Consider the following 14,987-nt stretch of genomic DNA (forward strand, 5'->3'; position numbering starts at 1 on the left):
AGTTGCAACGGAATTGTTGGAAATTGCTTTGGGATGTTCTGAGGAGAGGAGGAAAAGTGAATAAAAAGATAAAATGTGATATCTATACCAGAGTATCCACAACCATGCAGGTAGATGGCTACAGTCTGGATGCTCAGAAAGAAAAACTCAAGAGATATGCGGAATTTCAGAACATGGAAATCGTAAATGAGTATTCCGATGAAGGTAAGTCTGGAAAAAGCGTAGAGGGCAGACCGGAATTTCAGAGAATGTTGGATAATATTGAGAATGGAACAGATGAGGTGCAGTTTGTACTGGTGTTCAAGCTTTCCAGATTTGGTCGTAATGCGGCAGATGTTTTAAATTCTTTGCAGAGGATGCAGGATTTTGGAGTGAATCTGATCTGTGTAGAAGATGGAATTGACAGCTCAAAAGATAGTGGAAAGCTGATGATTTCTGTTCTGTCTGCGGTGGCAGAGATCGAACGAGAGAATATCCTTGTTCAGACAATGGAAGGACGTAAGCAGAAAGCCAGGGAAGGAAAATGGAATGGTGGATTTGCTCCGTATGGTTATGAATTAGTAAATGGAGAATTGCAGATTGCAGAGGACGAAGCAGAGATTATTCGTCTGATCTATGACAAATTTATTCATACCAATATGGGAATCTCTGCGATTGCTGCATGGCTGAACCAGCATGGATACAAAAAGAAAAAACGACAGAATAATACACTGGACGCATTTGCCGCTTCATTTATAAAGGGCGTTCTGGATAATCCGGTATACTGTGGAAAGCTGGCTTATGGACGAAGGAAAAACGAGAAAGTTTCTGGTACAAGAAATGAATACCGCATTGTAAAGCAGGAAAATTATATGCTGCACGATGGTATCCATGAAGGGATTGTTTCAGAAACAGACTGGGAGCTGGCACATCAAAAACGGGAAAAAACAGGTGTGAAATATGAAAAGACACATAGTCTCGATCATGAGCATATTTTATCCGGAATATTGAGATGCCCATTATGTGGAAGTGGTATGTATGGAAACGTGAACCGAAAGAAAAAGAAAGACGGAACTTTATATAAGGATTATTTCTATTATGCCTGCAAACATCGTCGCCTGGTAGATGGTCATAAATGTGGATATCGTAAACAATGGAGTGAGGAGAAGATTAACAATGCAGTGGAAGAAGTTATTCGGAAGCTGGTGAAGAATCCTAAATTTGAAGAAGCAATTCTGAATAAAATCGGTTCAAGAATAGATACAGAAGAAATAGAAAAAGAGATTGAAAGACTGGAAAAACAGCACAGGCAGCTGACCGGAGCAAAAGCAAGACTTGGACAGCAGATGGACAGTCTGGATATTATGGATAAATTTTATGAAAAGAAATATCAGGATATGGAGACACGCTTATATCGTCTATATGATGAAATTGAAGGCGTGGAGAACAGTATAGAAGAAGTCAAGAATCGCCTGCTGAATATCCGGCAACAGAAAATATCAGAAGAAAACGTCTATCAATTTCTTTTATATTTTGATAAACTATATGATAAGTTCACCGACCTGGAGAAGAAAGAATTTCTTAACAGCTTTGTGGAACAGGTGGACATTTATGAGCAGGAGCAGCCAGATGGCAGATTCCTGAAGCACATAAAGTTCCGTTTTCCGGTGTATTTTGGAGACAGGGAAACACAGGAACTTTGTTGGGACAACAAAAGTACCGTTGAGACGGTCTGTTTGCTGTCAAGAAAAGATAAATAAAGGCTAAAAAGTGGCGTATTTCCGGGCTTTTTGTAAGGTTAGTATCATCGTAAGAAGCCTTGCGGAAAGCTCGGTTTTCTTGTATGGAAACATATCTACTTTTCGGTCTGACTGGAGAGAAATTGAGTAACCGGAGAATAGCGGTAGGGTTTAGGCTGTGGATTAGATGTCAGAGGTTGTGGCACCGGGATTGTTGCCAGAGCCGACCGCAGTTTAAGCCACTCGATACTAAGAGGCAGACTTGGCAGTGGAATAGATGATATGGAAGGAGGAAGATACCGTTGGGGAGAGCAAAGAAAAAAAGAGTAGCAAAAAGAAGAAAGCGTATGTTTAACAGAAACTCTATAAGAGCAAAAATGGGGAAACCTGTATTTTTCACTTTGACTCACTGCAATAAAAAGATGAGTGGTATCTCGAATAAATACAATTATAAAGCGAATATGCATAAGCTTTGCTTTGTAAGTGCACGTTTTTATAATGTAAAGTATCAGGCCTCTATTATGACTGATTGTAATTATCGAGATGCAAATATCATTGGAGTGGATTATTTCAATTGCAACATGCGTGAAACATCATTTAAAAATGCACGATTAAAGAATGTAGTATTTTTTAATTGTAATCTCAAAGGCGTGGATTTTGCAGGAACTCAATTTGATGATGTTACATTTATTAGTACAAATCTGCAGGAGCCAAAAAACCTTAATCTTGATAATCCGGGAATCAGAATTTTACGTACTTATAGGACGATTAATATTGATAGATTAGTTGAGGACAGATTATTAGTATTGGCGAAGAATAAGTCGATATTTAATGCTAAGGTACTTCATGTGAATAAGAATAAATTAAATCAATGGACGATTGGCTTAATTTATGACAAGTATGGTATCGATGGAATAGACACACTTAGTCGGATTCTATGCAAGAAAGAAAAGTGGAATAATATGTACACTGTCTTTTCGTATATGTTGCTAATTGAAAATTGGAATAAAAAATGATATAATAATTAAGTCCTGCTCCGGAACCAGTGATGGTGTATGCTAACTTGTATAAATGAGGACACATAACATTAGCAAGTATTCGAGGAGGGATGTCTATGATTAGTAATATCTTAACGGTTTTATCTTTTGTTGTATTATTGTTGAGCTCTATAATTGATTGTAACTTCCTATCCCGATTACTCGGGGTTTCGAGCAAATAATAAGTATTTTCACCCTCTTAGGCAGTTTTGTCTCGGAGGGATTTTTTTTACAAATAATTCACAAAAAAGTATTGCTTTGCCATCAGGGCAATGTTTTATAATGGATTGTGTCAGGAGGTGGTGTAGTGGGATACAAAGTTAAATGGGTAGAAGACCATCTTGGAATTTCGCGTAAGGCATTACGTAACTATGAAAGACTTGGTTTAATGCCACCAAATAAAGGTGGAAAATATCGAGATTATTCGGATGAAGATATTGACCGTATATGGAGTATAAAACTTCTTCAAGGTGTAGGGTACTCGTTAGCAGAAATTCGCGAGCTCATGGATAATCCAGAAGCAGATTTTTATAAATCAATCTCAGAGAAAGTTGTTGAGCTTGAAAGAAAACGAGATGACATTACAAATTTCATAGAATTTGCGAAAACCATCAAGCTTACAGGTCGAGTTCCAACCACTAAAGAAGTGGGTAGCATTAGGTATTCCGAGTTCATGGAGTATTCAAGGGAAAATTGGAACTTTTATATTGAACCAAAAGCGGCTTCCTATTTAGATGCAATGGAATTAACACAGAATGCTAATGAACAGGAACTTTCTGAAATTGATATTGACAGATTAGAGTCTCTTGCAAATTTGATGAGGGATTATAAGGAAATGCAATACACATATACGATAAATGCCTACTATCAAATATTATCAAGAATGAAGTCACTTGACTTTAACAGTGAAGCAGTACAGACTGTGGTTGAACAGTTGTTCTGTTTTCTTTCAGAGTGTGATACAGCTAAGGAAATTGGAGAAAAATACATACCTGTTTTCTTTTCAAAATTTACAGCACCATTTTTCTTAGAGGGAAGTGATATTGGAGAAATAAACATTGCTACATATGGAAGAGAAGGGGCTGAATTTATTGCAAGGGCTATAGCTTTCTTTGGAGGCTTTGATTCTCTAGATGATTTATACGAACTGTAAGGAATGGAGGAAAAGAAATGCTTGTTTTAGGAATTAACAAAATTTTGAATTGGTGTCAAATTATTTCCGGAGGCAGAACATATACTTGTCCGACGAAGCTGATTGACGGAAAGTTGGTTTTTCATTTCAAGAAAGAATGGCATAGTGTGGCAGAGTTTGTTTCTGACCATGCGGAGGAACTTGTTTCAGAAGGCGGTAAGATTTTCTCTCGCCCATTCAAAAAGTAGGAGGTAATTGTTATGAGATGTGCAAATTGTGGAAATGAAGATGAGAATACTCTATGGGACGAGGGAGGTACAATTTATTGTTCTCGCTGTACTCATAGAACGAGAACCTCTGATGGAGAAGAGGACTTGGTTGAATGCCCTCATTGTCATGAGATGAGAGATAGCAAGGCATATTATTGCAGACATTGTAATATGCCGTTCTAACAGAGGAAGGTGAAAAAATGACCAGAGATGAACTTAAAGAACAGATTGATGAGTTGATGAGAGAGTATGCTGATGAAGAAATTGATGGTGCTACATACTCACAAAGAATGAAGGAGTTAACCACAACAGCTCAGAATGAAAACGATGATTGATAGAAGGGAGAAAGTGTATTATGACAAAAAGTGAAGCAGAAATTTTTATTGATGAAATGGAATCAATAGGTGATGTTTGGACAGTGGAGCAGGTTATGGATGTGTATGGGAATGTCACATTAGAAATGGCTTTAAAAGATCGTAAGGCATCAGTGGGAACATTTATGAATATTATAAGTGCTGTAATTCAGAAATAACTCTTGATGTTATTATTTCTGTTGGCTATCGTGTAAAATCAAAACGAGGAATACAGTTCAGAATCTGGGTAACCGGGATTCTAAAAGAATACATGAGAAAAGGTTTTGTCTTAGATGACGATCGTTTGAAAAATCTGGGTGGTGGTGGATATTTCAAGGAATTATTGGAGAGAATCCGTGATATTCGTGATATTCGTGCATCCGAGAAAGTGTTTTATCGTCAGGTACTGGAAAGTTATGCAACGAGCATAGATTATGATCCGAAAGCGGAAATATCCATTGTATTTTTCAAAATGTAGTTGCCAAGAATTATGGAGCGATCTGCTTGATCAGTATGCCAAATATCATAAAACACTGCACTTTGATCAAATCAATTAAGTCCCCTGAAACATACCATGTTCCTTATACAGAAGTCGTAAGCTGTAAATTCCAAAACGATGCAAATTTGGGTGGGCACTGCAATGTTTTCTGACATATGCAGGATAGTAGATTGACTGGGAGAAAAAGAAAATTGCTTAACAGCTTTTCAGATCAGGTGATGCTGCATAAATCCTCAAATACTCCTTGCAATAAAAAAATACAGCAATTATAATATAAATACAAAAGCCGGATGCGGAGGCTGACTTCTGAAAACAAAGAAAGGAAGTATAAAATGGCGAAAATTTTAATCAGTCCGTCCAAATATTTACAGGGTGCGGGAGAAATGAAGAATCTTGGAACTTATGCTGCAAAGAGCGGAAAAAAAGCGTTGGTTCTGATCAGTAAAGGCGGATATAAAAGAATCGGTAAAACGATCGAAGAGAGCTTTGCTGAGAGTACCTGTGAGGTGGTTTTTGATTATTTTAACGGAGAATGCTGTAACAGTGAGATTGATCGTCTGGTAAAGATCGTAAAAGATGAGCAGTGTGATCTTACCATTGGTATTGGTGGAGGAAAGATCTTTGATACAGCGAAGGCAGTTGCATACTATGCGGGAACACCGGTATTTATCTGTCCGACGATCGCATCTACAGATGCCCCTTGCAGTGCTTTGTCTGTTATTTATACAGAAGAAGGAGTTTTTGAAAAATATCTGTTTCTTCCGGCGAATCCGAATCTTGTTCTGATGGATACAGATATCATCACCAAATCGCCGGTTCGTCTTACTGTGGCTGGTATGGGAGATGCACTGGCAACATATTTTGAGGCAAGGGCATGCAAGAGAAGCGGAGCAACTTCCTGTGCAGGAGGTAAGACAACAGAGGCTGCCATGGCACTGGCTGAACTTTGTTTTAATACCTTGATGGATGAGGGCGTAAAAGCTAAGATAGCTCTGGAAGCAGGCGTATGCACACCGGCAGTTGAGAAAGTGATTGAGTCTAATACACTTCTTTCTGGAATTGGTTTTGAAAGTGCAGGACTTGCAGGTGCACATGCGATCCATAACGGATTTACTGTACTGGAAGAATGCCATCATATGTATCATGGAGAAAAAGTTGCATTCGGAACCATCACACAGCTGGTACTGGAGAATATTCCCCAGGAAGATCTGGAAGAGATCATCTTATGGTGCATTGAAGTAGGACTTCCTGTTACTCTGGCAGAGCTTGGAGCTGGGAAGGTAACTGATGAGCAGCTTATGGAAGTTGCCACAACTGCATGTGCGGAGAATGATACACTTCACAACATGCCATTTGAAGTTACACCGGAAACTGTATTTGCAGCAATCAAAGCGGCAGATGCATATGGAAGATATTACCTGGATGAGGAATAAACAGATAAAAAGTAAATAGCTGATATAAAAATTGCAATCTGCAGAAACAAGAGTTATCAAGTATTGTTATCCTGCAGGTTGCTTTTTTTTATGTATGGCTGTAATATAACAGAAAGATCAGTAAATATTGGAACAGAAAACATACGGAGGAATATTTGTGGCAAAAAAACGAAAACCCAAAATGGAGCTTCGATATTATAAGATGCCGGAGGGGAGCCCCATCCTTGCATTGCTTGGACAGAAGTGGGTTCAGAATTATGGGAACGATATCGATTATCTCCATTTTCATAATTATCTGGAAATCGGATTCTGCTATGAAGGACAGGGATTTATGATACTTGGAGAGGATAAGGTACAGTTTCATGACCGGGAATTTACGGTGATCCCATCCAATTATCCACATACCACAAACAGTGATATTGGAACTATCAGCCGCTGGGAGTATCTTTTTATTGATGTAGAAGGATTCCTGGATAAATTTATTAATAATTCGGTAAAAAAAGAAAAAATCGTTCAGCGGATCAACTCCAGATCGCTTTTTCTGAATGAAAAAGAAAACCGATCCATGGCAGGTAAGATCCTTAAGATCCTGGATATCATGCGGGATGGAGAGGAATTTTATCTGGAAGAAGCTAAGGGAGTTTTGGCATCGCTTCTTGTGGAAATCGCAAGGATAAACCGGGATTCAAGCGAAGAACGTTACAGCGAAGGCAGAGGAAAAGTCATGGATATGATCTCCAGGTTCCAGGATTATATTTCTGATCATTACATGGAGGATCTTCGTATTGACGAACTGGCAGAATACTGTCATATCAGTGAAACTCATTTGCGCCGGATATTTACGACTTATATGAAGATGAGCCCGCTGGAATACATCAATACGATCCGTATCCAGGCGGCCTGTGATTATCTGAAAAAAACAGATCAGCCAATTGCAGATATAGCACATAAGTGTGGTTTTACCACCAATTCCACATTTAACCGGAATTTTCGCCAGGTTACGGGAATGACACCTCTGGAGTGGAGAAAACGTCCGGAGAACTATGAACAGCAGCTTCTTAAGTTTGACATCCATTCAGAGGAAGGCTGGTAAAACAACAAAACCAGATCTGTGGATCTGTCACGACAGAATAGAAATATCAGACTGTATGCGGATCAGGCAGATAGAAAGAGGTAAGAAATGTACGATTACAGGATTGTGGAGCAGGTCTCCAGAAAAAAGAAACATATGTCAGGAGCTCTCAGAAAAGTAATGGTGATCTTTGCGGCAATTTTTGTACTGATGGGTATCACGATCTCTCAGGCATTCATGCTTCCGGGATTTCTTCTGGCGCTGCTTTACTTTGTTTATGACATATTTAGCCAGAGAGACTATGAATATATCATGGAAAACGGACAACTGACCATAGATGTAATCTATGGCAAAAAATATCGTAAAACAGCTCACGTGCTGAATCTTGAGGAGATGGAAGTGACTGCACCTCACTATCATGAAAAGGTGGCAAAATATAAAAAGAATGCCGGAACGGAGAAACTGAAAAAATACGATTATACCTCTTATGAAGATGATGTGCCTTACTATACCATGATCATTCAGGAAGATGGACGTAAAATAAAACTTCTTCTGGATCTGACAGAGGAAATGCTGCATACGATGAAAACGCAGTTTCCTGAAAGGGTTTATTTTGCATAATATACAGAAATGTTTGTGAAATATATATAAAAAACAATATGAAATTTTATGAAATAGAAACAAAAGCCTTCTTTTTTGACAAAAAATGTTCGCATAATGCCAAAAAAGAAGGCTTTTTTTGAAATTTTGACGAACGTAAAAAGAGAAAATCCTCAAAGTGCATATTTTTTGTAAAAATATAGCTGGATAATAGCGCACAATCAATAAAATGGTTGAAATTGCACATTATATGAACAATTCTGCAAACTATAGAGGAAATACGGATGCTATAATCTATTCATAAGCAAACGGGAAATGCTTAATAAAGGAGGAAAAGTAAATGAAGAAAAAATTACTCGCAGTATTAATGACAGGTATCATGGCAATGTCTTTTGCTGCAACTACTACAGCAGTATATGCAAAAGGTGATGACGATAACACCCTGACTGTATGGGCATGGGATCAGAACTTCAACATCAAGGCTATGAATATTGCAGGTGAGCAGTATGCAAAGGATCACGAAGGATTCAAGGTTGATGTAGTTGAGACATCTTCTGATGACTGCCAGACCAAACTTACAACAGCAGCAAACGCCGGAGATTACAGCACACTTCCGGACATCGTTCTGATGCAGGACAACAGCTATCAGAAATATCTGAAGAGTTATCCGGATGCTTTTACAGATCTGAAGGATATGGATATCAACTGGGATGATTTCGGAAAACTGAAACAGTCCTACTCCATGGTAGATGACACACATTACGGAGTTCCGTTTGATAACGGTGCAACAATTGCCTGCTATCGTACAGATATCCTGGAAGAAGCAGGATATACCATTGATGATCTTACAGATATCACATGGAGCAAATTCATGGAGATCGGAAAAGACGTTCACGAAAAAACAGGTAAATATCTCCTTACAAGTGAAGCAACAGGTGGCGATACTCTGATGATGATGATCCAGTCCTGTGGAGCAAACTTCGTAAATGATGACGGAGAGGCTTATATCGTTGGCAACGATGTAGCAGAGAAATGCGTAGATCTTTATGTGGATCTTGTAAAGAACAATGTTGTTAAATTAGTAAATAACTGGGATGAGTACATCTCCACAATCACAGGCGGAGAGGCTGCCGGTATCGTTAACGGTAACTGGATCACAGCTACACTGATGGGAACAGAGGATCAGAAGGGTCTGTGGCAGATCACAACAATGCCGAAAGTTGACGGCGTTGATACAGCTACAAACTATGCAAACAATGGCGGATCTTCCTGGTACATTACATCCAACTGCAAGAATGTAGAGCTTGCTGAGGACTTCCTTGCAAGCACATTTGGTTCCAGCACAGACTTCTATGATGCAATCCTTCCGGAAACAGGTGCAATTTCCTGCTACCTGCCGGCTGGTGAGTCTGAGGTTTACAATGAGCCAAGCGAGTTCTTCAATAACCAGCCGATCTTCTCAACAATTGTAGAGTACTCTTCACACATTCCGGAATTTACAAAAACTCCGTACCACTATGAGGCAAGAGAGTGCATCAACACAGCTGTTGTTAATATTGTAAACGGCGCAGATAAAGAATCTGCACTTCAGGAAGCACAGGATACACTGGCATTCAAGATGACAGAGTAAAGCTGAAATATTAATGAAATACAGGGCAGGGGACTGCATGCAGTCCCTTGTCTTATGTAAAGGTTTAGATGTTTGAAAGGAGGAGTTCCTGTGAATTCCAAAAAAAGTGGCATGTCTCTGGTAGCGAAACAAAGAGCGGCCGGCTGGATCTTTCTGGCACCGGCAACCATTATGATCGCTGTCATGAGTTTTTATCCGATGATCCGCGCATTTATCATTTCTTTACAGACAGGTGCCGGAGCAAACATGAGGTTTGCGGATCCGATCTTCAGTAACTATAAACGTATTATGATGGATAAGGTATTCCAGCAGTCCATTGTCAATACATTTCTGTATCTTATTATCCAGGTGCCGATCATGCTGATCCTTGCGATCCTGCTCGCACAGCTTCTGAATAACAAAGATCTGAAATTCAAAGGATTTTTCCGTACATGCGTATTCCTTCCATGTGCGACATCTCTTGTATCTTATTCCCTGATCTTCCGTTCCATGTTTGCAACAGATGGCCTGATCAACAGTATCCTGATCAAACTTGGAATTTTAACAACCGGTTATAACTTCCTTGGAAACTCCACAAGTGCAAAGATTGTTATTATCATCGCGCTGATCTGGAGATGGACTGGATATAACATGGTATTTTATCTTGCAGGACTTCAGAATATCGAATATTCCGTATATGAGGCAGCAAAGATTGATGGAGCCAACGGCTGGAAGACTTTCTGGAAAATTACAGTACCGCTTCTGAAACCGACAATTATCATGACATTTATTATGTCGATCAATGGTACACTGCAGTTGTTTGATGAGTCTGTCAACCTGACAAAAGGTGGCCCGGCGAACTCAACCATCACAATGTCCCATTATGTTTATAATACATGCTTCATCAACGTGCCAAACTTCGGATATGCGGCAGCAATGTCATTTATCATATTTATCATGGTAGCGATCCTGGCCTTTATCAATTTGAAAGTAGGTGATACACGTGACTGAGAAAAAGAATAAATCCGCAATTCAGAGAAGATTGATCCCTACATATATTTTTCTGATCATCGTATCATTTATCTCTGTATTTCCACTGTACTGGATGATCTCTGCGGCAACCAATACATCCACAGATGTATCCAGAGGCCGTATCCTTCCGGGTACATATTTTATGCAGAACTTTAAAAACCTGACTGCACAGCAGCCGCTGTGGAGAGCTCTTGGAAACTCTCTGTTTTATGCAGTTCTTACTACAGTGATCTGCCTTCTGATCTGTTCTATCGCAGGTTATGGCTTTGAGGTATATCATGACAGATGGAAAGACAGACTGTTTTCCACCCTGCTTCTTGCAATGATGGTTCCGCAGGTTGCAACGATGGTTCCTTTATTTAAGATGTTTTCAAAAGCCGGACTCTTAAATACAGCGGTAGGTTTTATCCTTCCGATCATTTCCACACCATTTATGATCATGATGTTCCGTCAGAATGCCAGAGCATTTCCTATCGATATCATTGAGGCAGCACGGATTGACGGATTAAGCGAGGTAAGGATCTTTTTCCAGATGTTTATCCCGACTATGAAATCTACTTATGCGGCGGCAGCAGTTATCACATTTATGAATGCATGGAATTCCTATCTGTGGCCGAAGGTAATCATGACAGATAATAAGGCGATGACCATGCCGATGTTGATCGCCAATCTGATCACAGGATATGTAACGGATTACGGCATGCTGATGTGCGGCGTATTATTCTGTTCCATTCCGACCATGATCGTATTCTTCGTATTACAGAAACAGTTCGCAGAGGGTATTACTGGAGCTGTAAAATAATTTTAAAACAAAAAGGATGCTGCTGAAATCTTTAGGTATATTGTATAATATGCTTTAACTGAATTATGCAGGATCCTTTTCTTGACCAGAGCAGTTGTCTGGTATAAAGCTTCGTAGCGAAGCGGATGCTTTTGTCCGCTTGATGCGAATCAAATCATAAGGAGATAAAAAAATGGCAGAGCAGATCAGATATGACCATTATCTGCACGGCGGCGATTACAACCCTGAGCAGTGGCTGGACAGACCGGATATTCTGAAAAAAGATATCGAATATTTCAAAAAAGCCCATATCAATACCGTTTCCATGGGAATGTTTTCCTGGGCGGTGCTGGAACCGGAAGAGGGAAGATATAACTTTGATTGGCTGGAAGAAGTGATCGATAATCTGTATAAAGAAGGAATTTATACGATACTTTCCACACCATCCGGAGCAAGACCGAAATGGATGGCAGATAAATATGAAGAAGTTCTTCGCATGGATCCGGATCGCACAAGAAGATTTTTCGGTGGAAGACATAATCACTGTTATACTTCTCCAGTATACAGGGAAAAAGTCTACAATATTAATAAGAAGCTTTCTGAACGTTTCGGAAAACATCCCGCAGTGCTTTTGTGGCATATTTCCAATGAATATGGCGGAGAATGCCACTGTCCTCTGTGCCGGGAAAAATTCCGGGAATGGCTGAAAGAAAAATACGGGACCATCGAAAATTTAAATTCCAGCTGGTGCACAACATTTTGGAGCCATACCTATAACAGCTTTGATCAGATCGAAAGTCCTTCGCCAAAGGGGGAAAATGCTCTTCATGCACTTACCTTGGACTGGAAACGTTTTGTTACAGACAGGACTGTGGATTTTATGAAGCATGAGATTTCTGCGATCCGTGCAGGTGGTTCCGAGCTTCCGGCAACTGCCAATCTGATGTATGACTACAACGGACTGGACTATAAAAAATTTAAGGATGTTATGGATATTGCATCCTGGGATAATTATCCAAGCTGGCATAAAAAAGACAATTATACCACAGCGTTGGACGGAGCCATGCAGCATGATCTTATGCGAAGCATCAAGAAAGCACCGTTTCTTCTGATGGAATCCTGTCCCTCTGCGACCAACTGGAAGCCTATCAACAAGCTGAAAAAACCAGGAATACATCTGGCTGCCTCTCTGCAGGCAGTTGCTCATGGTTCAGACAGTGTTCTGTATTTCCAGCTTCGTCAGAGCCAGGGAGCCTCTGAGAAATTCCATGGTGCGGTGATCGATCACTACGGTGGGGATGATACTCGTATTTTCCGCGAAGTGACAGAGGTAGGAGAAGCGTTGGAGCAGATCCGGGAAACTGCTGGAAGCGTGACGAAGTCTCCGGTGGCTGTACTCTATGACCGGGAAAATGACTGGGCGCTGAAGGATGCGCAGGGACCTCGAAACGAGGATATGCATTATCAGGAAAATGTACTGAAACAGTATCGTGCTCTCCGAAGAAAAGGCTATAATACAGATATCATCAATATGGAACATGATCTGTCCCGGTACCGTTTGGTAACGGCACCGATGGCCTACATGTTTTATCATGGATATGCCGAAAAGCTTCGCGTTTTTGCAAAAAACGGTGGTACTCTGGTAATTTCCTACTGGTCCGGACTTGTAGATGAAACAGATAAATGCTATCTGGAGGGAACCCCTCACGGGCTGATGGAAGCAGCCGGTATCCGTGCGGAAGAGATCGATGCACTTTATGACTGGGAAGAAAACGTAGGTATCCCGGAAACAGGAAATCATCTCAGAATTACAGAAAGCTATACCTGCAAAAATCTCTGTGAACTTGCAGAGGTTTCCGGTGCGGAAGTGCTGCTGCGTTATGGAAAAGATTTCTATCAGGGGTATCCGATGCTGACTCACAAGAAATATGGAAAAGGCCATGTTTACTATGTAGCGGCAGATATGGAAGCAGCCTTTTATGAGGATTTTCTGGGAAGGGCAGCAGAGGAAGCAGGCGTGAAGATGCCGCTTACATTTATACCGGAAGGTATTTCTGTGACAACCAGAGAAAATGAGGATACGGAATATCTGTTTATCCAGAACTTCGGAGAAAAGACAGAAACAGTTTCTGTCCCGGGGGATTACGAAGTTCTCTACGGATCAACGGATGAAAATATGGCTCCGCTTGCCACCAGGATCTTAAAGCGGAAAAAATAATCAAAGTAAAAAAATCACAGCAAAAGTATAAAGTATATTTGTTTTCGGACGGTATGCTTTTTACTGCTGTCTGGAAAAGAGAAGGTAAAATGGCAGGTACACCAAAAGAAGAGATAAAAAGAATAGCGGATCAGTTTGCATTTACCGGAGAACTGGTTTCCTGCGGCCCCTGCGGAAGCGGGCATATCAACGAAACCTATATGCTTAGATATCGGATCGGAGAGATGGGGTCCATTAAGGTGATCCTTCAGAAGATCAATCGGGAGATCTTTCAGAAACCGGAAGAACTGATGGAGAATATTGCCGGAGTCACCGGGCATCTGAAAAAGAAAGTTCTTCAGAAGGGAGGAGATCCGGAACGGGAGGTTCTGAACCTGATTCCGACAAAGGACGGGAAGGCATTCCTGACAGATGAAAACGGAGAATGCTGGAGAGCTTATATTTTTATTACCGATGCAGTAAGCTATGATCTGGCGGAAAAACCGGAGGATTTTTATGAAAGTGCAGTTGCATTTGGAAAATTCCAGGAAATGCTAGCAGATTACCCGGCAGAGACTCTGCATGAAACGATAAAGGATTTCCATGATACAAAGAAACGTTTTCAGACTTTGAAAAATGCCATAGAGAAGGACAGCCGCCATCGTGCCGCATCCGTAAAAGAAGAGATCGCATTTGCGTTTCAGCATGAGTATCTGGCAAATGTATTCGGTGAGCTTCTGGCAAAAGGTGAGGTGCCCCTTCGGGTAACACACAACGATACGAAGCTGAATAACGTTATGATCGACCTGGAAACAGGAAGGGGAATCTGTGTAGTGGACCTGGACACGGTTATGCCGGGACTTGCCATGAATGATTTTGGAGATTCCATTCGTTTCGGGGCCAGCACTGCATTGGAGGATGAGAAAGATTTAAGCAAAGTTTCCTGTGATATGGAGCTCTATGAAATCTATGTAAAAGGCTTTCTGGAAAGCTGTGGAGATAAGCTCAGTGCAAAAGAGATCGAGATGCTTCCCATGGGAGCTAAGGTGATGACTTATGAATGCGGCATTCGCTTTCTTACCGATTATCTGGAAGGAGATCATTATTTTAAGATCGACCGGGAAGAACATAATCTGGACCGCTGCCGCACACAGTTTAAGCTGGTGGCAGATATGGAACAGAAATGGGATACTATGCAGACGATCGTGAAAAAATATCAGAAATAAAAAACAGGGGTTTTTACAATGGAGGTAAA

General features: G+C 40.5%; 14 protein-coding genes and 1 pseudogene. All 15 read left to right on the top strand.

Annotated elements, in window-relative coordinates:
* Positions 1-56: 56 nt before the first annotated feature.
* The 15 genes and pseudogenes from NE671_RS03595 to NE671_RS03665 all read left to right on the top strand — a co-directional run bounded on the left by NE671_RS03595 (position 57) and on the right by NE671_RS03665 (position 14,958).
* Complete coding sequence (locus NE671_RS03595) at positions 57-1,739, top strand: recombinase family protein (protein ID WP_256163680.1); 1,683 nt, start codon at positions 57-59, stop codon at positions 1,737-1,739.
* A 281-nt stretch (positions 1,740-2,020) separates the two neighbouring features.
* A complete protein-coding gene (locus NE671_RS03600; protein ID WP_243269331.1) occupies positions 2,021-2,734 on the top strand; it encodes a pentapeptide repeat-containing protein in 714 nt (237 codons plus the stop codon).
* A 328-nt stretch (positions 2,735-3,062) separates the two neighbouring features.
* Positions 3,063-3,908 carry a MerR family transcriptional regulator gene (locus tag NE671_RS03605; protein WP_173740228.1) on the top strand — a complete coding sequence of 282 codons (846 nt, stop codon included), beginning with the start codon at positions 3,063-3,065 and terminating at the stop codon, positions 3,906-3,908.
* Between the two features lie 17 nt (positions 3,909-3,925).
* Entirely contained in the window at positions 3,926-4,135 is a 210-nt protein-coding gene (locus tag NE671_RS03610; RefSeq protein ID WP_118752513.1) for a hypothetical protein, read from the top strand.
* Positions 4,136-4,356: 221 nt separating this feature from the next.
* The gene (locus tag NE671_RS03615) at positions 4,357-4,491 is read left to right on the top strand and encodes a hypothetical protein (protein ID WP_256163681.1); all 135 of its coding nucleotides are present in this window, start codon (positions 4,357-4,359) and stop codon (positions 4,489-4,491) included.
* Positions 4,492-4,511: 20 nt separating this feature from the next.
* Positions 4,512-4,688: a hypothetical protein gene (locus NE671_RS03620; RefSeq protein WP_173740227.1), complete on the top strand. Its 177-nt coding sequence runs from the start codon at positions 4,512-4,514 to the stop codon at positions 4,686-4,688.
* 2 nt (positions 4,689-4,690) lie between these two features.
* A pseudogene (gene rhuM, locus NE671_RS03625) lies at positions 4,691-4,981 on the top strand (RhuM family protein); the annotation flags it as partial.
* A gap of 359 nt (positions 4,982-5,340) precedes the next feature.
* The gene (locus NE671_RS03630) at positions 5,341-6,441 is read left to right on the top strand and encodes a glycerol dehydrogenase (RefSeq protein WP_118752515.1); all 1,101 of its coding nucleotides are present in this window, start codon (positions 5,341-5,343) and stop codon (positions 6,439-6,441) included.
* Positions 6,442-6,598: 157 nt separating this feature from the next.
* Positions 6,599-7,534 (top strand): helix-turn-helix domain-containing protein, encoded by a 936-nt coding sequence (locus tag NE671_RS03635; RefSeq protein ID WP_256163682.1) that lies wholly within the window; start codon positions 6,599-6,601, stop codon positions 7,532-7,534.
* 87 nt (positions 7,535-7,621) lie between these two features.
* The gene (locus tag NE671_RS03640) at positions 7,622-8,134 is read left to right on the top strand and encodes a hypothetical protein (protein ID WP_173739546.1); all 513 of its coding nucleotides are present in this window, start codon (positions 7,622-7,624) and stop codon (positions 8,132-8,134) included.
* Positions 8,135-8,453: 319 nt separating this feature from the next.
* Complete coding sequence (locus NE671_RS03645) at positions 8,454-9,743, top strand: ABC transporter substrate-binding protein (RefSeq protein WP_015524390.1); 1,290 nt, start codon at positions 8,454-8,456, stop codon at positions 9,741-9,743.
* A gap of 90 nt (positions 9,744-9,833) precedes the next feature.
* Positions 9,834-10,733, top strand: coding sequence for a carbohydrate ABC transporter permease (locus NE671_RS03650; RefSeq protein ID WP_173739121.1), 900 nt, complete (start codon positions 9,834-9,836; stop codon positions 10,731-10,733).
* Positions 10,726-11,556 (top strand): carbohydrate ABC transporter permease, encoded by an 831-nt coding sequence (locus NE671_RS03655; protein ID WP_021651760.1) that lies wholly within the window; start codon positions 10,726-10,728, stop codon positions 11,554-11,556. The genes NE671_RS03650 and NE671_RS03655 overlap by 8 nt, the downstream gene beginning before the upstream one ends.
* A gap of 172 nt (positions 11,557-11,728) precedes the next feature.
* The gene (locus tag NE671_RS03660; protein ID WP_256163683.1) at positions 11,729-13,753 is read left to right on the top strand and encodes a beta-galactosidase; all 2,025 of its coding nucleotides are present in this window, start codon (positions 11,729-11,731) and stop codon (positions 13,751-13,753) included.
* A gap of 89 nt (positions 13,754-13,842) precedes the next feature.
* Positions 13,843-14,958, top strand: coding sequence for a phosphotransferase enzyme family protein (locus NE671_RS03665; protein ID WP_015524392.1), 1,116 nt, complete (start codon positions 13,843-13,845; stop codon positions 14,956-14,958).
* Positions 14,959-14,987 lie beyond the last annotated feature (29 nt).

The organism is Blautia sp. DFI.9.10 (assembly GCF_024461705.1).
Taxonomy (GTDB): Bacteria; Bacillota; Clostridia; order Lachnospirales; family Lachnospiraceae; genus Blautia_A; species Blautia_A fusiformis.

What these genes read in the sequence shown, in the direction of transcription:
- NE671_RS03610 (WP_118752513.1), top strand. Translation starts at nt 3,926, where the DNA reads ATGCTTGTTTTAGGAATTAACAAAATTTTGAATTGGTGTCAAATTATT.
- NE671_RS03615 (WP_256163681.1), top strand. Translation starts at nt 4,357, where the DNA reads ATGACCAGAGATGAACTTAAAGAACAGATTGATGAGTTGATGAGAGAG.
- NE671_RS03620 (WP_173740227.1), top strand. Translation starts at nt 4,512, where the DNA reads ATGACAAAAAGTGAAGCAGAAATTTTTATTGATGAAATGGAATCAATA.
- NE671_RS03630 (WP_118752515.1), top strand. Translation starts at nt 5,341, where the DNA reads ATGGCGAAAATTTTAATCAGTCCGTCCAAATATTTACAGGGTGCGGGA.
- NE671_RS03640 (WP_173739546.1), top strand. Translation starts at nt 7,622, where the DNA reads ATGTACGATTACAGGATTGTGGAGCAGGTCTCCAGAAAAAAGAAACAT.
- NE671_RS03645 (WP_015524390.1), top strand. Translation starts at nt 8,454, where the DNA reads ATGAAGAAAAAATTACTCGCAGTATTAATGACAGGTATCATGGCAATG.
- NE671_RS03660 (WP_256163683.1), top strand. Translation starts at nt 11,729, where the DNA reads ATGGCAGAGCAGATCAGATATGACCATTATCTGCACGGCGGCGATTAC.
- NE671_RS03665 (WP_015524392.1), top strand. Translation starts at nt 13,843, where the DNA reads ATGGCAGGTACACCAAAAGAAGAGATAAAAAGAATAGCGGATCAGTTT.